This window comes from Pontibacillus yanchengensis, assembly GCF_009856295.1.
GTDB lineage: Bacteria > Bacillota > Bacilli > Bacillales > BH030062 > Pontibacillus > Pontibacillus yanchengensis_A.
In genome coordinates, this window is the sequence record NZ_WMEU01000004.1 from 340,575 (window position 1) to 359,447 (window position 18,873).

Here is an 18,873-nt window from a genome sequence, read left to right on the forward strand (position 1 = left end):
TTGATCTTTTTTAGGGAGTTATTCGATTACTGAATAGATCCTCTTTGCTGGAGCTAAACAGCGTAAGCACCAGAAACTTACTTTCTTTTCTTATAAAATATGCTATGCTAGCCCTAATTAACTAAGAAGCAAAGGAGAATGGTATGAGCGATCGGGATCTAGATTTATATAATCAGGTCCTCGAGGGGGATAAGGGAGCCTTAGAAGAGCTTTATGATAAATATGAAAAACTCCTATATTCGTTTGCCTATAAATCGTGTGGGCAAAAGGAAATGGCTGAAGAAGTCATGCAGGAAGTATTTATTAAAGTTTGGACCCAAAAGGCGACATACGACTCGTCAAAGGGTAAGTTTTCCTCGTGGATTTTATCGGTGACCAGATTTACAAGTATTGATATCGTACGTAAGAAAGAAAACCAAAATTATTCCCTTGAAGAAGAGAGGGATACCTTGCACCAGGAAGAACCATCTGCCGAAGATTTAGCAGAGTGGAAAGAGCAAGGAGAAATCGTGCGAGAAGCAGTCAAGCAATTATCGGAAGAACAGAACAAAATCATACAATTATTTTACTTCAAAGGGTTAACCCAAAGGGAAATAGCATCATCATGCAATCTGTCTCTAGGTACCGTGAAAGGCAGGATACGTTTAGCGTTGAAACACCTTAGAAAAGAGTTATCCAACATCAAAGAGAAAGGGGGTGTAGGAGATGCATGAACAGTGCGATCAACTGATTGATTATTTTAATGGTTTATTGTCTGAAGAAGAGGAACGAGAATTTGAAAACCATCTCATGTCTTGTGAGAATTGCCAAGAGGAATGGATGGAGCTTAACGAGCTTACAGAAGACCTCCCATATGCAGCAGAACCTGTAAAGCCACCAGAAGGAATGAAGGATCGTGTACTAGCTGGTGTATTTGCAGAAGAACAGCCGAACGAAACGGAAAGGGAAGCACCTGTTTCGTTTGAAGACGCAAAAGAAAAGAAAGAGGCAGCATATGCATCACCCTACACTCAAAGCGAGAGTCCAAAACGCAAGCGTTGGTTAGCTCCCGCATTAGCAGCAGCCCTGTTCTTATCGTTGGCTGGAAATCTCTACACCATATTACAAGAGGAAGAGCCGCCAGACACGATAACGACAGATGGTATTGACCAAGTATTACAGAGTGTACAATTAGAGGGAACTGGAAGTGCAACTGCCTCCATTGTGGAACAAAAAGATACGAATACGCTTGTGGTGAATGCGAATAAACTTGCAAATCTCCAAGGAGAGCAAGTCTATCAAGTGTGGCTAATCAAAGAAGGAAAACCGTATCGGGCAGGTAGCTTTGTTCCAAATCAAAACGGAGATGGCGCAGTAACCTACTCATTAGATAAGCTACAAAATAAAGGGAAATGGGATCAAATCGCAATATCCAAAGAACCAGATGCCACAAGTGAAACTCCACAAGGCGAGGTAATTTTAAGTTCAAAATTATAGTGATTGATAGACAACCTGGAGAAACCTCTTCAGGTTGTCTTTTTTTACGGCATCACACCCCGCCGTGGTAGCCCGTTAACGGCTGTACAGAGGTGGGGATCTGGCATCGTAACACATTCGTTAGTTTGAAGGTATTTAGGATAATGGTATGTTAGATAGCAAGAGAGGAGACGATACAATGGCCGAATCAGATGTGGTAGTCGTATGGTTTCGGCAAGACTTACGATTACAGGATCATAAGGCGCTTTATTATGCTTTAAAAGATGCAGAGCAATACAACCGTTCCATAATCGCGGTTTTTCATATACATCCTGCGCTAAACGAGTCGTTTACGGTACGTCATGATTATTTTTTTCGTACGGTGGAAGATGTAGCCCAGCAGGCTCAGGAATATAATATCCCCTTCCACTTTATCGAAGGAGAGACAGAAGATGCATTTCGGGATCTCCTTGAGAAGGTACCTACGGTTAAGTCTGTGCATTTCAATTTGGACGAAGTAGGTTTTGGCCGTAAGCGGGATGAACATATGAATCATTGGCTTGAGACAGAAGGAGTACAGGTACATCGGTATATAGACGCTCATATCCATGGTGCAGAGGAAGTGGAGAAACCAGATGGAGGCTTCTATTCTGTGTTCACGCCTTATTATCGAAAGTGGAGTTCATTAAATAAGCCGGCCGTCTTCAATGTGGATAAACAAAAGTTGCAGCAATACGGTGCTGATTTCAGTAAACATTTTGAGGGCGGTAGTGAGGCATTTCAAAACCTGCTCCAAAAGTGTTCGAGGGAATGGAACCATATTGGGGAGAAATCAGCTATTCAACGCCTGGTCTATTTCTTGCATAACAAAGTGAAGGCATATGAAGAGGAACGTGATTTTCCGGCAAAACGGGCCACGAGTATGATTTCACCGTATTTAAAATGCGGCGTTCTCTCACCTCGGACGGTTTATCATCAAGCAATGGAAGTACAACAAGAGTACGGTGAAGCAAAAGGGTTGGAGACGTTTGTTTCGGAAATTGCATGGAGGGACTTTTACAATATGATCTACTACGTCCATCCAAACTGCAAGGATGAAGAAATTAGCTCAAAATACAAACAAATCGATTGGAATCAAGACCAAGAGCTCTTTGAGAAATGGAAAAATGGGGAGACAGGTTTTCCAATCGTAGATGCAGCTATGAAACAAATCAATGAGATTGGCTGGATGCATAATCGCCTCCGTATGGTTGTTGCCTCCTTTTTAACAAAGGATTATTTGATGGATTGGCGTAAAGGAGAGCGTTATTTTCAGAATCAACTGATTGACTATAACCCAGCTTCTAACATTGGTGGATGGCAATGGGCCGCTTCTACAGGAACAGACGCTGTGCCTTACTTTCGTGTTTTTAACCCTATTCGTCAATCGGAGCGCTTTGACCCTGAGGGAGAATTTATAAAAAGTTACCTACCAGCACTGAAAAACGTTCCAAAAAAATACATCCATGAACCTTCCAAAATGACGGAGGCGGAACAGGAGAAGTATGACTGTATCATTGGAAAAGACTATCCTGAGCCGACCGTTGATCATAAAGTCATGCGCAAGAAAGCAATCGCAATGTTTGAGGGTAATGAGGAGTAGCGGAACTGCTGGGTTAGGGGCACGCATATCGAAAGGAAATCCGTGCATAACGATAGAGAAACTCCGCATAAAAAGAACCCAATCCGACTCTTCCTAAAGCATTAGCTAGGAGGGGGCTTGTGCTGGTCATGCATCCCAATTTATGAAATAATAGATAAAAAGAAAACTAGTGTATAGGGGGAGAAATGATGGAACCAACGCAACAACAGTTAGAGAAATATGCAGATTTAGCGATACATACAGGTGTCAATCTTCAAGAGGGGCAAGCGATTATGATCAATGCTCCGGTTGAGAGTGCTGATTTCGTTCGCACAGTAGCTCGTAAGGCGTATGAAGCTGGTGCGAAGGATGTTCATGTGAGATGGAATGATGAAGACTTAACATATTTAAAAATGAAGCATGCACCTATGGAAGTGCTAGAGAATGTAGCTCAGTGGAAAGTAGATGAAGTGATGAGCTATGCGAAGGATGGAGCGGCTATTCTATCTATCTATGCACCAAATCCAGATTTATTAAAAGATATTGATCCGGAGCGTGTCGCGGCTACGAATAAGGCGAGCGGTCAGGCGTTGAAAGAATATCGTCAGTACATTATGAATGATAAAGTAGCATGGTCTATTGTTTCCGTTCCAACCGAAAACTGGGCGAGGAAAATATTTCCAGAGTTAGATGTTAACGAAGCAATCGATCAGTTATGGGATAAGATTTTCCAAATCACTCGTGTAGATCAAGAGGACCCAATTCAAGCTTGGGAAGAGCACAATGCGACGCTACGTAAAGCGCGTGAATATTTAAATCAAAAACAATACAAGAAGCTTGTGTATAAAGCACCAGGTACAGACTTATCTGTTCAGCTTGTAGACAACCATATATGGCACGGTGGAGATACGAAAACACAACAAGGTGTGAAGTTCAATCCTAATATGCCAACAGAAGAAGTATTCACGATGCCTCACAAAGATGGTGTAAATGGTACCGTTACGAGTACGAAACCATTAAACTATGCAGGTAACTTAATCGAAAACTTCACCTTAACCTTTGAGAACGGTAAAGTCGTAGATTTTAAAGCAGAAAAAGGGGAAGAGACGTTGAAGCTCCTATTAGATACGGATGAAGGAGCACGTCATCTTGGTGAAGTAGCACTAGTGCCACATCACTCACCAATCTCTCAATCAGAGCTTATTTTCTTTAACACACTATATGACGAGAACGCTTCTTGTCACCTTGCATTAGGTGGAGCATATCCTACCAATATAAAAGGCGGCTCTGATATGAATGATGAAGAAAAAGCAAGCCATGGAGTAAATGACAGCATGGTGCACGAAGACTTCATGATGGGATCAGCTGATATGGACATTGATGGTGTTCTAGAAGATGGTACAACGGAACCTGTTTTTCGTAACGGGAACTGGGCTATCGACTTCGACTAATCGAATATAGAGTCCTAATAAGCAAGCTCAGAGTTCAACGAAACTCTGAGCTTTATTAATGTAGAAAATATTCATGTTTTCCCACTATCTTCAATAATAGAACGAATAATATGTATCGAGTCCCATTCATGGTTCGAATAATGGGTGAGACTAGGCACTTTTGGAAAGAGTTCTTGATTGATTTCTTCCATCGTCATCCCTTTTGCATATCGCTCGTGTACGTTCCCACTTAGTTCTTCGAGGTAATGTAGCTTCTTCGTAAACATAGATCTCCCGTCTAAGTGATAACCAGAATGAGAACAGTACATCTCTTGAAAATCGTAGGATAGAACTTTGCGAATAGAAGCTATGATTGTAGGTATGGATTCGTCTTTCATTATAATCTTCGTCTTCGGTGTGATAAATAAATCGCCGGAGAACAGTGCGCCTGTTTGTTTATTCAATAAGCAAACGTGGTTTTCTTGATGACCAGGAGTATGGATGATATCCCAAGTGTACTGTCTTGACTCAATGGAATCACCATAAGGGCGGGCTTGAAAAGGTGGTCGGACCCCCCATAATGTCTGTCTGTATTCCGGATAGGTAGCTTTTTGCGCACAAGCTTCAATGGACTGGGGGTGAATATAGATAGGGAGTTGTTTTTCCTGCTGTAGCCAAGCTGCAGTACCAGTATGATCCTCATGATTGTGGGTTAAGCTGACAAAATCAATGTCGCTTTCTTCATAAAAAGGAATCAGTTCATCTAATAAACGATAGGCACTCGTATCAATCAACATACCATCGACAAGATACTGGTACACAGACATGGTGAAGTCCTGATAAGATACCTTTCCTAATATAGATTGGACACCATTATACTTCTCAATCTTCATCATACATTTCCCCTTCATAAAAGAGCTTTTATTTACTTTAACATAATTTGAAAATATAGGAAGTTGTAACTAAAAAACACTCTGATTCAAGTGGAATCAGAGTGTTTAATACACGTAATCTATTAAGCGGTCGTCATTTTCAACCCTACAATCCCAATAATAATACATGACATGAATAAAAGCCTTGTCCATTCTTTCGAGTCTCTGAAAAAAATCATCCCAATTAAAACGGTCCCAAGCGAACCAATGCCTGTCCATACCCCATAAGCAGTACTGATTGGCAACGTTTCAATGGCTTTAGAGAGAAGATAGAAGTTCACTCCACCTGCAATAAACATGAGAACCATGTAAAATTTATTGCGAAACCCATCCGAAAGCTTCAGCAACGTAACTCCAGTGACCTCTGCAAACCCTGCTAGGATAAGTTGTATCCATGCCATTAGTTCGTCACCTCGCTTTTGTTTTGTTCCTCACTTTTGTCTGTAAATTTCAAGCCAATAATTCCTATTACGAGTAATAGTATGAAGAAAACCTTCCATACGTTCATCATATCTGGAGTCATAACAAATTCGATGACAACAGCACCGATTGTTCCTATACCTGTAAATACAGCGTAGGCTGTCCCAACAGGTAGAGCTTCCATTGATTTGGATACAAAATAAAAGCTAATGACAATCGCAACTACGGTTACAACACTTGGAATGAGATTCGTAAATCCATCTGAAAGTTTCATGCTGAGAACCCAAATAATTTCGATTAATCCTGCGATCAATACATATGTCCATGCCATCTATGATCCCTCCTGCTTGTTAACGTTGAACTGGCATAAAAGCTCTCCATGTCATTTGCTTCACGGCTTGTACACGTTTATCGAATTCCTCTTCCGTATAATAGCTATACTCCATGAACAAGCCATCAACCATGCATAGAACCATAGCTATACCTGTATTAGCATCAATCGCAGCTATTTCTCCTGCTTTTATTGCTCTATTCATTTCCTGCTCAAGTAGTGCATTACATTGTTGCTCATACTCCATCAATTTATTCTGTAAACGATCTTGAAACGCTTCAGGTGGAAAAAGCGTCATCCTTCTCCACAGGTTGGCTTTTTCATCGTTCTGTTTATAGAAATCGACATGTAAATCGATGATCCGGTTCAACCGTTCTTGAAATGATTCCTCAGCTGTCTCTGTTAAAAGAGAAGATAGTTTTTCGGTCTCCTCTTCAAATGCTCTGTCGATTACAGCCCAGAATACAGCCTCTTTATTTTTAAAATGAGAATAGATAGATGCTTTTCTCATGCCTGATCGATCGGCTAATTCAGAAAGAGATGTGCCTTCATATCCTTTTCGTGAAAATAGATAAAGAGCACTTTGTAGAATAGTATCTTTACTCAATGGTATCACCTCGTTAACTACCTAACGTTCGGTAGTTAATTGTATCGTGGAAATAAAGCAGAGTCAAGCAGTAGTCTTCAGACCCAATATTTGGTTTCGTGGGGTGGACGTTTGGGAACAAGCGGTATAGACAGTAAATCGAAGGAGTGTAGATTAATGACGAATCAAAATCCGACTGATCGACTAAGAAATCAAATAAAAGAAGTGGTAGAAGAATTACATTTATCCCCTTCTGTTTATCAAATTCTCAAATATCCTAAACATACATTTTCGGTCTCCATCCCCCTTGAGAAGGATGACGGAACCGTCGAAAATTTCACCGGATATCGCGCGGTACATAGTGATTTGTTAGGACCGGGGAAAGGTGGTATTCGCTTTCACCCTGATGTGAATCAAGAAGAAGTCATTGCCCTTTCCATGTGGATGACATTGAAAACAGCCATCTTAAAACTTCCTTTTGGAGGAGCGAAAGGTGGTATCATTGTTGATCCTAATAAATTATCAAAGAGAGAGCTTCAACAATTAAGTAGACAATATGTTCAAAATATAGAACCTGTAATTGGCCCGCAAAAAGACATCCCAGCGCCTGATGTGAATACAGATGGCCGTGTAATGGGCTGGATGATGGATGAATTTTTTAAGCTTAGAGGACGAAATGTGCCAGGTTTTATCACAGGTAAGCCTCCAGTGATCGGTGGATCTGAAGGTCGTGTAGAAGCAACAGGGCATGGTGTGGTAGTGAATATATTGCAAGCGATGAATAAGCTAGGTATGGATAAGGGTGATAATAAAGTTGCCATCCAAGGGTTTGGAAATGTCGGGTCCGTTACTGCTCAAACCCTCTATGAAAAAGGGTTAAACGTAGTAGCTGTCGCAGATATTGATGCGATGGTCTATGATGAAGAAGGCTTGAACATCCCTGAAATGATCGATTATGCAAAGGAAAACGGTTCCCTAAAAGGGTACACTTCAAATGAAAACTCCAATGAGATTTTTGAAGTGGATTGCGATATTTTTGTACCAGCAGCACTTGAAAATCAAATTACCGAACAAACAGCGCCGAAGTTGAAAGCAAGCATCGTTGCAGAAGCTGCCAATGGACCAACATCTGGCGAAGGTGACCAAATTCTTGCTGAAAAAGGTGTATTCGTCATTCCAGATATCCTATGTAACGCAGGTGGAGTCATGGTTTCTTCATTTGAATGGATGCAAAATGATTCTCATGATCATTGGGCAGAAGAAGTAGTGAACGACCGTTTAGAAAAAGATATGGCTAAGGCATTTGAAGAAGTGTTTAGCATGAAAGAAGCCAATAATGAAACCATGCGCCACGCTGCCTATTACCTAGCGGTTAAACGATTAGGTGACGCAATGTTTGCGCGCGGTTGGGTAGATTAAGGGAAAGCTCATCATTCCGTTTCGGAATCGATGAGCTTTTTTATCGAATCCATGTGTTGCTCCTTACGAGCTCTGTCTATATCTGCAAAGGGACAACCAAGTTGTTTTACCCGCTGTAACACATGGTCCATCGTGAACGCTTGTGGCGAGAGAGATTCATTTAATTCATGCCAGAAAATTGGGGTAGCCACCGTTCCTGTTTCCGTAGCTCGTGGAGAGTAGGGAGCTACAATCGTTTTTCCTTCTGCATGTTGGACATAGTCAATATATAACCGATTGCCACGATTCTTTTTTAGTCGCTCCGTTGTAAAATAAGAAGGTTCTTGTTTTACGAGTAAAGATGCGAGCTTCTCAGTAAATATCCTTGTCTCTTCATAGGATAGGGAATGTTCAGGGATAGGGATATGAAGTTGCATCCCTTTGTTTCCCGATGTTTTGGGGAATACAAAAATCTCTAATTTATCACATACATGTTTGAGTAAGGTAGCTGCGCGAACAGCTAATGAAAATGATTCTTTATTAGGTGGGTCTAGGTCGAATACAATTTCATTAGGCATTTCGTGATCTTCTTTTTCAAATGGAATATGATATTCAATTGCCCCCTGATTACCTAACCAAATAAGAGAGGACACATTTTGACACATGAAAAACGTCTCCTCACCTTTTTCGATAGGTGCTACAAACTCAGGTGCATAATCCGGCAAATGCTTTTGATAAAACGATTCCTCATGGACGCCATCGGGGTATCGAATAACGGTTAATCGTTTATCTTGTAGAAACGGCAGCATATAGGGTGCAATGTTCCGTAAGTATAAAAGGAAATCTTGTTTTGTATAAACTGGTTTTATCCACAGTTTTTTATCCTCATTTGTAATATCCACATGTGGAAACAATGATAAATCCCATTGTTTTTTCATAACTGTGCACTGTTCTGGGGATAAGTCGAATCGAAAGGAATCAAACATAGGTTCACGGAGGTCATCTTTTTGGGCGTGCAAACATTTGACATCAACGCATGCACTGGGTTCAAGCTTATACACATGGTTGTGTAATGCGCCGTTCTTTTTAAAGAATTGCTTAAGTGTTTGTTCATCCTCTTTAGGGAGACCGTGCTTAAAGGAACCTAGCATTTCAAGGTTATCCCCACGATATACACATAATGTGTAATACTCATTTGAAGGGTCGTAGGTATGTAATATGCCAGACACAACACGCCAATTTTTCACTTTTAGCCAATCACGTGTGCGTTCTCCTTCTCCGTATGAGCTACTTTCTCTTTTCGCAACCATGCCTTCTCCTAAATGCAACATTATATCATCCCATAGTTTGTCCTTATCTTTGAAAGAAGCGGTATAATAGAGTCGTTCGCTTGATAAACTACTCAAAATAGTATGGAGTTGTTGCTTTCTTGTTTCATAATTCTGTGATGTAATGTCTTCTCCTTTATGTTCAAGCAAGTCAAAACACATGATAGTGGCTGGTCTTTGCTTAGCTGCCTTTTCAATCGACTTCTTGTTGCGCATACGGTTCCGCTGTTGAAGAAGGGGGAAATTTCCTTGCAAAGGTGTGTTTAAAATGGTTAATTCCCCATCAACCCACAATGGAAGATGAGATTGAATAGTAGGGTGGATAGCTTTGCATTCCTCTACAATTTCAGGGAAGCGGTCATGCAATGCTTTTCCATTCCGGCTCCATAGCTCCACACCATCCTCTGTCCAGTGCATTAGTACACGAAACCCATCGTACTTTACTTCATATATCCATCCCTTTTCTGTAGGAATGTCCTCCGATAAGGTTGGTAACATTGGTTTCCGCATACAATCCCTCCATGTTTTGTGCTTTCCTAGCCCATAGCATATACATTGCTTCCCAGGGCGCCCTGAGCTTTTATTCTTATTCTTGCAATTTCAGTTCATTTTACTCATTAAACATAATTGTATAAAAGTTGTAAATGATACATAGAAAAGGAGTGACCTGTATGCACACGATGTGGAAAGGTACGATAAGTTTTGGGTTAGTTAATATACCAGTTAAACTCCATTCTGCCACGGAAAATAAGGATATCAAGTTACGTCAATTACATGAAGAGTGTAAATCTCCATTACAATATGAGCGGACTTGTCCGGTGTGTGAGCGTGAGGTGGAAAATGAAGAAATTGTAAAGGCGTATGAATACGCGAAAAACAAGTTTGTCGTTTTGGATAAGGAAGATTTAGATAATTTAAAAAAAGAGCAAGATGACAAAGCCGTGGAGATTATGGATTTTGTGAAGCTGGAAGAGATCGATCCGATTTATTTTGATAAGAGTTACTTTCTATCTCCTAATGAAGGAGGTTCAAAGGCATATTCGTTACTGCGAAAAACGTTGGAAGATACAAATAAAATAGGCTTAGCCAAAATTATCATTCGCTCGAAAGAACAATTAGCGGTTGTTCGAGTGTATAAAAATACAATCATCATGGAGACGATTCATTATCCAGATGAGGTAAGAGATATACAGGATGTGCCAAATGTTCCGGAAGAAGAGGATTTGGGGGAGAAAGAGTTAACGACAGCAAAAACATTAGTTGATCAACTAACAGCAGAGTTTGATCCAGAAAAATATAAAGATGACTATAGGGAATCTTTAATGGAACTAATTGAAGCGAAGAAAAATGACGAAGAGGTTACTACCGCTAAACCGAAACCTACCCCTGATAATGTAACCGATCTTATGGAAGCATTAGAGAAATCACTAGATAAAAACAAAGGCAAGAAGGGTGCTACCAAAAAGAAGGCAACTCAGAAAAAAACCACCACGAAAAAAACAACAGACAAGAAAACAGACGAAAAAGAAACAGCGTCAGGGAAGAAGACATCTTGATGTACTGAATCGGGGGACAGTGGATTGGCGCATATAGTGAAGGAAAAGGCTTGAGAGGTTAAGTTCAGGGAGCCAAAAATCCAATAAAGTCCTTAAAAAGAACTCAAAAGCATTATGATAAAAAGATTTTTCTTTGCAACATTCATAAAAAAAGCTCTTCCCAAAAGGGAAGAGCTTTTTTGCTAATAATCGTAATTAGTTCTTAACTACGTTGTCAGCTTGTGGTCCACGGTTACCTTCAACGATGTCGAATGTAACAGTTTGACCTTCTTCTAGAGTTTTGAAACCTTCTTCTTGAATGGCAGAGAAGTGAACGAATACATCGTCTTGACCTTCTACTTCGATGAAACCGAAACCTTTTTCTGCGTTAAACCATTTTACTGTACCTTGATTCATGTTTATTCCTCCAAGTGCGTGTTGCACGATAATATTACTATTCTTGCTCTACATTTCATTCAAGAACTTTCTTCTTTCATCATGATTCCGAACAACAATTAGTAAGTTCACTATAGCATGCTTGAATGATGATGTAAACAAGGTGACTATATTTTTTGTTTTTACAATTAATAGAGGTGGATAAGTGAGCTACGATGGTCAGTCGCTAATATTTCATTTTTCTAATGAAAATAGGACGAGATTGGGAGATTAACATTGCTGAAAAACGGTTATACAATATCGTGATATTTACATAGAGTTTACATTTTAGTAACAACATAGCTATTCCCTCTTTCAACATCGAAGAGATATAGGGAAGATTATGAGAGGGTGAACAACCATGGAACGACAAGTGTATTTTGATAATGCAAAATGGATATTAATGTTTTTGGTTGTATTCGGCCATACCATTCAACCATTTACAGAGAATCATCAAACGATTGATGTGCTTTATCATTGGATTTACACCTTTCACATGCCTGCATTCATATTTTTATCGGGTTATTTCGCTAAGGCAAAGAAATCAAAAGAATACATGATTCACTTAATGAAAAAGTTGCTATTACCATATGTGGCCTTTCAAGGAATTTACACTATATATTATTTTCTAATCGGGAAAGGGGATTGGCTCAATTTACCCTTTGAACCGCAATGGGCCCTTTGGTTTTTAATGAGTTTGTTTTGCTGGCATTTGCTTTTATATTGGTTCAGCAAGATTCCTAAATACGCTGCTTTATTCATCACAATCCTAATGGGTGTTGTGGTAGGTTATCTGGATCCGATAGGGCATATGTTTAGCTTATCGAGAACAATCGTATTTTTTCCATTTTTTCTATTAGGTTATTGGTTTAGTCAAAAGGAATTGAAAATGATTTGTCATACAAATTTCCGAACGATAAGCCTTGTAATTATGGTCCTAACAGCTATTGGATTATATGTGACTCCATCCTTTTCGATTGATTGGTTCCTTTCCTCTAAGTCATATCAGGTGATGGAGATGCCTCAATGGGGAGGTGTGATTCGCTTCGGTGTGTACGTCATTAGTATAATGATGACGTTAAGTGTGTTAGCCTGGATTCCATCAAAGTCTTACAAATGGAGTTCGCTCGGGACCAGAACGTTGTATGTGTATTTAATGCATGGTTTCTTCATTCACTTCTTTAGAGAATTTGAGGTGTTTCATGTGGAGTCCTTCTTAGACTTAGTTGGACTAGCTGTTGTTGCGCTTCTTATGACACGTTTCCTTTCTACTTGGACAGTAACCAAACTTGTCGAACCATTAGTGGAAATGTATAAATATCTACCATTGAAGCAACGGTATAGGTCTAGTACGACCAAGTAACTATTTCCATTTACCAGGTTTAAACATTAGGGTTTTGTGATAATTTAACCATGTAGCACACATAACACGTTTCATCAAAGGAGAGTGTAAAACGTGGCGAATAAAGTATTAATGATTGTAACGAGTGCAGGTTGGTTAGATGAAGATCACAAAACTGGTCTTTGGTTATCTGAATTTGCAGAACCGTATATGGAATTTACTCAAGCTGGTTATGACGTAACTGTAGCAAGTGTATCTGGGGGAGAAATTCCGATTGATCCAAACAGCATATCAGGGGACATTCCTGAGGATTGGGAAGGTGTAATGGAGCCATTGAAATCCACGACATCTCTTGATGAAGTGAACCCTGAGGAATATGTAGGTGTGTTCTTACCAGGTGGACACGGTACTATGGTGGACTTTCCTGATAATGAAACGATGAAAAAAGCATTACAGCCATTTGTGTATGATGATAAACTAATCGGATCTGTTTGCCATGGACCAGCAGGTTTTGTAGGGATTACAGAAAAAGATGGAACAGCTTTTGTTAACGGAAAGCGACTTACAGCTTTTACGGATGGAGAAGAAAAAGATACGCAGCTAGATTCTAAGGTGCCATTTATGCTCGAAAGCCGTCTAACAGAGCTAGGTGCTAGATTTGTTGCTGAGCCCAATTATACCGTTCACGTCGAAGCAGACGGAAACTTAGTGACAGGACAGAACCCTCAGTCCAGTCTTGAAACCGCCCGTAAATTTCTACAAAAATTAGAAGCATAAATAAACAAGCAGGATGAGGAAACTCATCCTGCTTGTTTTAGCTTTGTGAACTTATTGAGAAATGGTCGGATCGCTCATATTTGTAAAATCTCGCTTAAACACCCTCGTTTCAAATAGAAGCTTATCCCTCTACTCTAATAATATTTTTTAGCTCCAATATATCTTGGCTCCCAATAAACGTTGTTCATGGAACTAATCGTGACTCCTTGTGAGGAACTGGCATGGATGAATCGATCATTGCCAAGGTAGATACCTGCATGAGAAGGGCCCTCTTTATATGTCTCGAAAAACACAAGATCTCCTCGTTGCGGTGAAAAAATTTCTGTTCCGGCAGGATAAATGGTAGCTACTGTACGTGGAATGGAGAGTCCATGTTCTTCAAAAACAAATTGTAAAAAACCGCTGCAATCAAATCCACTAGGTGATTCCCCGCCCCATTGATATGGCACACCTAAATATTGTTTGGCAGTCGTAATCAAATCTTGCGATACACCACTTTTTTCTTGTAGATATAACGTTTGTCCTGAGTAAATGGTGTTTGTATGAAGATTATTGGCTTCCTTGATTCCATGAATAGATTGATTAAATGTCTGACTAATACTCCATAAGGAATCCCCAGGTTGAACAGTGTAGGTATTTGATGTTTTGGCTGGGATGGTTAATGTTTGTCCGGGATAAATATGAGTTGAGGCTAACTGATTTGTTTGCTTCAGTTGTGTAATAGTAGTGTTATGTTCCTGTGAGAGCTTCCATAAGGAATCTCCTTTGTTAACCATAATAGTCTCAGCGTGTGTTGTAGTCCATGCTGTGAGACTAAAAATCGAAGTAGCAAGCGTGATTTTCTTTACAAAACCTTTTGTGTTGAACATATAGGTAGCAACCTCCTGATGTTATGTTCTGAAAGATATATATAGGTAGGATGTTTGCACAATTATTATCGTAACAAAGGTTAAACCTTATTAAAGCTAGTAATTGCTGGTGTAAAAGGAGGAGAAAGTAAACCGTTCCAAATCTTTGCCGCTAGTATTAGTAGCCCCTTCTTTCTCCCTATAACTCATCATACTTTTCGCTTATGATTTATAGTTTGTAACAATACAACGTACTTATTACTTAAAATATTAAATCTCTGTAAATTTCGACATTTTTGACGCGGAGCATCCATATAAAGTACCTGATTCAGATAAGGAAACTTGTCCTAAAAAATCGAATAATACACACCTTGATATGAAATAATTGGATATACGGTAGTTACATATGAAGTCTAAAGCCCTATATTACAAGTTTGTTACGGATAACACCCTTGCTACTTTAATACCTATTCTTCATTTTTTAAGTGTGGTAGTCTATTTTGTACAAAGATAGAGAATTGTTTTGACTTCCACCAATTATGGTGAGTGCTTTCGTACATCTCTATACTTTAAGGATTTCGTTTACGTACGAGTTTTGTTTTTTCCCTATTAAAAAAAGTAGGGTTCATGAAAGTGGCGCAATTATGTAAAGGGAAGTGGAAAATGATAAAAGATTCACATGATGTAGATCAGAGCATTGCAGAAGTGATGGAAGGTGTAGTTCGTCGTAGTTGGAAAGAATCCGAAATAACAGGAATAGCTCGTAACTTTATTCATTACAAGAAAATAGAGGGGTTTTCCTTTGCGAAGCTAACTCGGTTACACTTTCAAATGTTTAGTGAAAAGGAAGAAGATCTAGTCCTTTATCCTTCAGCCGCTGTCGAGCTATTAATTTTGTCTTTAGATATATTAGATGATCTACAAGACCAGGATGCAGTTGATAAACCTTGGTGCCAAGTCTCTCACGCGATTGCTATGAATATAGCAACGGGACTTTTGATGTTGAGCATGAAAACAATAGAAGAAGCAAATTACGAACAAGACAAAAAGCATCAAGCCATTCAATATCTTTATACTCATGTGCTAAAAGCCGTTAGTGGGCAACACATAGATTTGAATGATGCAATTGAAACAGATGAGCAGTATTTACAAATGGTTGAATCGAAATCTGGAGCATTAATGGCTTGTGCGTGTTTGGTGGGCACATCTCTTGCTACTGACCATCAACATCACATCGTGGAAGAGTATAGTACAAGTTTCGGAGTAGCTGCTCAACTAGCAAATGATCTTGAAGACGTATCCAGGTGGGATACAAAAAATGATCTGCTTTACAAAAAGAAAACACTCCCTATCCTTAAGCTTTTAAACCAAACGGAACACAAAAATGCTTGGTTAAACGAATACTATAAAGGATTGCTTGATAAAGAGTTTATCCTTGAGCATAAGCAGGAGATTTTTACTTGGATACAACAATCACCTGCGTTGAAATATGCTCAAGTGATAAAACGAATCTATCAACGTAAAGCTAGTGATAAGTTACAAGAAATTTCTGCTCATGATCGTTGGAAAGAGAAACTCCAGGCGTTAATCGAAGAGGTCTAGTTTTTTTAATAAGGAAAAGACAAACACGAATGAAAATTAGTTGTATGGTTTTAGCGATAAAAATATAAGCTTAATGGAGGTAGTTTTACATGTTACAGAAAATTGTAGAAAGTCTAACAAAAGACCCAAGTCTAGTTGAGAAACTACAAGAAGGTCAGCTTCGTTTAATAGGAGTTTCAGAAACAGAAGAAGCGGCAATTAAAGATGTATTTACCACAGGAAATCAAGATCATTCTAGAGGCATGACTTACTGGAAATAAGGCGGAACCCTATAGGAGTGGACGAATAGCCAGAAGCTTTCTGGCTATTTTTTTCACCTTCAAAACGCGTCCTTTTACCTATGACAAAACAATGAATATAAACGTTTTTGTTAGTTTCATACACCATGTGGAATAGGAAAGTTTCGCAAGTTACATACACTTATAGGACGGAAAGGGTATTGAAATGGAAATTATACGTAATAAGAAAATACTCACAACTCTTTTCACTTCCATTATCATCTTATTAGCATTGTATTTATTACTTGTTACGTTTACGAAGTCATATACAGGTATTAATGCTACGCAAACTAGTGAAGGGAATTGGGTAGTCGCAAGCGTTGAAGAAATGGGTTGGGGGAGTATTAATGATATACAAAAGGGCGATGTGATACTTCGAGTCAATAATCAACCACCTAGTTCACATAAGCCACTTAAGCGTTTTGGTGTGTTAGGAGACTTGCAGGAGCTGGTCATTAAACGTAATCAAGAGATCAAACATTTCACAGTGAAAAATAGCATCTACTCGGAAACGCTCATTTATCATAGTATCATCCCTTTCCTTGCTTTCTCTGTTCTATTTGCATTTTCTGCATTGATATATGCTAGAAAGAAAGAGGACTTTAATGCATTGTTATTAATTGCCTTTTTCCTGGCTGTAGGATTTGGTTATTTAAGTGCTGCAGCCTCGGCTCGAACGGATTTACTAGCAAGGTTTGTAAATGGGATCTCTTTATTAATGATACCAGTGCTTTTGCTTAATTTTTATTATGTCTACTTTTCAAAGTACGATATCAAATTATTACAACCTAGAATTCTTTATTTTCTATATAGTATCAATACAGCCATTGTCATCATTGAAACCGTTTATTTATATTTACCTATAAGTGGGTTTTATACGTATATCCGTCATGGACAATTGATTTTATTTAGCTATGAAATTGTATTTTGCTTATCCATTCTAGTGTTTTTTTATTTTCGATATCGAAATACGATACACAAACCCGTTTTCCAAAATACAATATTTGCTATAGTAGTCTCTTTTCTACCATTCATTGTATTTACAGCTGTCCCTAGTACATTCTTTGGAGTGAATTTATTACCACCGGCTGTTACGGCTGCTTGTATTATCTTTTTACCAATGTTCTTTGTCTATCAAGTATTAACCAACCGTTTATTTGATATTGATTTTATCAATAGTAGATTACGCTATTATTCGTTTATCGCTAGTATCTTAACGGTAATCATTGTGGGCTTACTAACGATATTGACTAGTTTCTCAATTGTGCAATGGATTCGTTTGGTTATTATTTTCTTTGTGACGTTTATTGCTTTCTTTTATTTTGAAGAACGGCTGAACATAAGACCAAGAGTATTCGGTGAAAAAGTAAACTACCAATTGAGTTTGGATCAATTTTCGAAGGATATTTCGAAAATATTAAAAAGAGAAGAATTAGATGAACGCTTAATACGTGAAGTGAAAACGGTACTTCCGGTCAATGGTGTTTCCTTATTAGAATGTCAAAAAGGTCAGTCTGTCGTTCAATTGGTACAAGGTGACTATGAGTATCCTGAAGAAGAAATTAGCCATCACTGTTTGGAATCGGCTGATGTGAAAACGACAGGTGATTTTTTTAAAGTAAATAAAGGCCTCTGTTATGTGGTTAGTGAGATGAACGAGTCATTACATTTACTTTGGATTGATAAGAAAATGAATCATACCCCTTTTAATAAAGATGAGCAAAGATGGTTGAAAACACTCGTTCATTACACAAGTATTGTTCATGAGAACTTCCAACTTATTGAAGGGGTAACGGAGGAACTAAAACGATCTATGTATCAAAATAATGAAGCCCCATTTTGGTTGCTTCGTTTATTATTTAATTTATCAGAAAAAGAACGTGCTCGACTGGCTTCGGATTTACATGATGCTGCTCTTCAGGAACAACTTGTATGGTATCGCAAAGTAGAGGAGTTGTTAGAAGACCAAGAAGTGCCTAGGCATGTGAGTGGAGAGCTAACAGAAGTGAAAGAAGGCTTGTTGGATGTAGTTCAGCAAATTAGGGAGACGTGCACTTTCTTGCGTCCACCTTTTCTTAAAGAATCTGGCGTTGTAGAAGCGTTATCCTATTTAATCGATCATTATCGGTTGCGTTGTGATTTCAATGTTGAGTTTCATGCACAAGAATTTAGCGTTGAATTAGAACATGAGCAATCTTTGGCTATATACCGTATTGTACAAGAATTGCTAAACAATGCTTCTAAGCACTCTCAAGCTACAACGGTTGAATTTGACTTGAAGAGCGAAGGAGGCATGGTCGTGTTGAATTATAAAGATGATGGGGTTGGCATTCCTCGTGAGGAATTGAAAAAACGTCATTCAGAGAGTATGGGGTTAGATGGCATCAGGCAACGTGTGAAGAGTCTGCAAGGTAATGTTGAGTTCTATTCACCAGAAGACGGTGGGTTTGAACTGGCCATTGTTCTTCAGACTACTTCGAATTCAAATTCTTATTTTGCATTTTCATAAAAAATACATCTGAGTAAACGAAAAGTAATGTAGGTGGAGGGACCTT

General features: G+C 38.9%; 18 protein-coding genes. 11 read left to right on the top strand and 7 right to left on the bottom strand.

Annotation, left to right across the window (positions count from 1 at the left end):
* The first annotated feature begins 143 nt into the window (after positions 1-143).
* The 4 genes from GLW08_RS14165 (at position 144) to GLW08_RS14180 (ending at position 4,527) form a co-directional block, all read left to right on the top strand.
* Entirely contained in the window at positions 144-713 is a 570-nt protein-coding gene (locus tag GLW08_RS14165) for an RNA polymerase sigma factor (protein ID WP_036816732.1), read from the top strand.
* Positions 706-1,476 carry an anti-sigma factor gene (locus GLW08_RS14170; protein ID WP_160849292.1) on the top strand — a complete coding sequence of 257 codons (771 nt, stop codon included), beginning with the start codon at positions 706-708 and terminating at the stop codon, positions 1,474-1,476. Before GLW08_RS14165 ends, GLW08_RS14170 begins: the two co-directional genes overlap by 8 nt.
* 178 nt (positions 1,477-1,654) lie before the next feature.
* A complete protein-coding gene (locus GLW08_RS14175) occupies positions 1,655-3,097 on the top strand; it encodes a cryptochrome/photolyase family protein (protein WP_160849293.1) in 1,443 nt (480 codons plus the stop codon).
* A 188-nt stretch (positions 3,098-3,285) separates the two neighbouring features.
* Entirely contained in the window at positions 3,286-4,527 is a 1,242-nt protein-coding gene (locus GLW08_RS14180) for an aminopeptidase (protein ID WP_160849425.1), read from the top strand.
* Between the two features lie 71 nt (positions 4,528-4,598).
* Here the strand turns inward: GLW08_RS14180 and GLW08_RS14185 are convergent, their stop codons facing one another.
* The 4 genes from GLW08_RS14185 to GLW08_RS14200 form a co-directional block, all read right to left on the bottom strand.
* The gene (locus GLW08_RS14185) at positions 4,599-5,402 is read right to left on the bottom strand and encodes an MBL fold metallo-hydrolase (RefSeq protein ID WP_237458452.1); all 804 of its coding nucleotides are present in this window, start codon (positions 5,400-5,402) and stop codon (positions 4,599-4,601) included.
* A gap of 119 nt (positions 5,403-5,521) precedes the next feature.
* Positions 5,522-5,839, bottom strand: coding sequence for a DMT family transporter (locus tag GLW08_RS14190; protein ID WP_160849294.1), 318 nt, complete (start codon positions 5,837-5,839; stop codon positions 5,522-5,524).
* Positions 5,839-6,189 carry a DMT family transporter gene (locus GLW08_RS14195; RefSeq protein WP_160849295.1) on the bottom strand — a complete coding sequence of 117 codons (351 nt, stop codon included), beginning with the start codon at positions 6,187-6,189 and terminating at the stop codon, positions 5,839-5,841. The genes GLW08_RS14190 and GLW08_RS14195 overlap by 1 nt, the downstream gene beginning before the upstream one ends.
* Positions 6,190-6,208: 19 nt before the next feature.
* The gene (locus GLW08_RS14200; protein WP_160849296.1) at positions 6,209-6,796 is read right to left on the bottom strand and encodes a TetR/AcrR family transcriptional regulator; all 588 of its coding nucleotides are present in this window, start codon (positions 6,794-6,796) and stop codon (positions 6,209-6,211) included.
* A gap of 156 nt (positions 6,797-6,952) precedes the next feature.
* Between GLW08_RS14200 and GLW08_RS14205 the strand changes: the two genes are divergently transcribed.
* On the top strand, positions 6,953-8,194 hold the full coding sequence (locus tag GLW08_RS14205; protein ID WP_160849297.1) for a Glu/Leu/Phe/Val family dehydrogenase: 1,242 nt from the start codon (positions 6,953-6,955) through the stop codon (positions 8,192-8,194).
* Positions 8,195-8,205: 11 nt separating this feature from the next.
* Here GLW08_RS14205 and GLW08_RS14210 read toward each other — a convergent pair whose 3' ends face one another.
* Complete coding sequence (locus tag GLW08_RS14210; protein ID WP_160849298.1) at positions 8,206-10,011, bottom strand: DNA ligase D; 1,806 nt, start codon at positions 10,009-10,011, stop codon at positions 8,206-8,208.
* 161 nt (positions 10,012-10,172) lie between these two features.
* Between GLW08_RS14210 and GLW08_RS14215 the strand changes: the two genes are divergently transcribed.
* Entirely contained in the window at positions 10,173-11,057 is an 885-nt protein-coding gene (locus GLW08_RS14215; RefSeq protein WP_160849299.1) for a Ku protein, read from the top strand.
* Between the two features lie 195 nt (positions 11,058-11,252).
* On the opposite strand, the gene GLW08_RS14220 is transcribed toward GLW08_RS14215, so the two are convergent.
* Complete coding sequence (locus GLW08_RS14220) at positions 11,253-11,453, bottom strand: cold-shock protein (RefSeq protein WP_036815887.1); 201 nt, start codon at positions 11,451-11,453, stop codon at positions 11,253-11,255.
* Between the two features lie 379 nt (positions 11,454-11,832).
* Between GLW08_RS14220 and GLW08_RS14225 the strand changes: the two genes are divergently transcribed.
* Together GLW08_RS14225 and GLW08_RS14230 are read left to right on the top strand one after the other, a co-directional pair.
* The gene (locus GLW08_RS14225) at positions 11,833-12,834 is read left to right on the top strand and encodes an acyltransferase family protein (protein ID WP_160849300.1); all 1,002 of its coding nucleotides are present in this window, start codon (positions 11,833-11,835) and stop codon (positions 12,832-12,834) included.
* A gap of 93 nt (positions 12,835-12,927) precedes the next feature.
* On the top strand, positions 12,928-13,590 hold the full coding sequence (locus GLW08_RS14230) for a DJ-1/PfpI family protein (protein WP_160849301.1): 663 nt from the start codon (positions 12,928-12,930) through the stop codon (positions 13,588-13,590).
* 134 nt (positions 13,591-13,724) lie between these two features.
* Here GLW08_RS14230 and GLW08_RS14235 read toward each other — a convergent pair whose 3' ends face one another.
* Positions 13,725-14,459, bottom strand: a complete 735-nt coding sequence (locus tag GLW08_RS14235; RefSeq protein ID WP_160849302.1) for a C40 family peptidase — start codon at positions 14,457-14,459, stop codon at positions 13,725-13,727.
* Positions 14,460-15,101: 642 nt separating this feature from the next.
* Here GLW08_RS14235 and GLW08_RS14240 point away from each other — a divergent pair.
* From GLW08_RS14240 to GLW08_RS14250, 3 genes are all read left to right on the top strand, one after another.
* Positions 15,102-16,040 carry a polyprenyl synthetase family protein gene (locus GLW08_RS14240; protein WP_160849303.1) on the top strand — a complete coding sequence of 313 codons (939 nt, stop codon included), beginning with the start codon at positions 15,102-15,104 and terminating at the stop codon, positions 16,038-16,040.
* Between the two features lie 89 nt (positions 16,041-16,129).
* Complete coding sequence (gene comX / locus GLW08_RS14245; protein ID WP_160849304.1) at positions 16,130-16,300, top strand: competence pheromone ComX; 171 nt, start codon at positions 16,130-16,132, stop codon at positions 16,298-16,300.
* A gap of 184 nt (positions 16,301-16,484) precedes the next feature.
* Positions 16,485-18,827, top strand: coding sequence for an ATP-binding protein (locus GLW08_RS14250; protein WP_160849305.1), 2,343 nt, complete (start codon positions 16,485-16,487; stop codon positions 18,825-18,827).
* Positions 18,828-18,873: the final 46 nt, after the last annotated feature.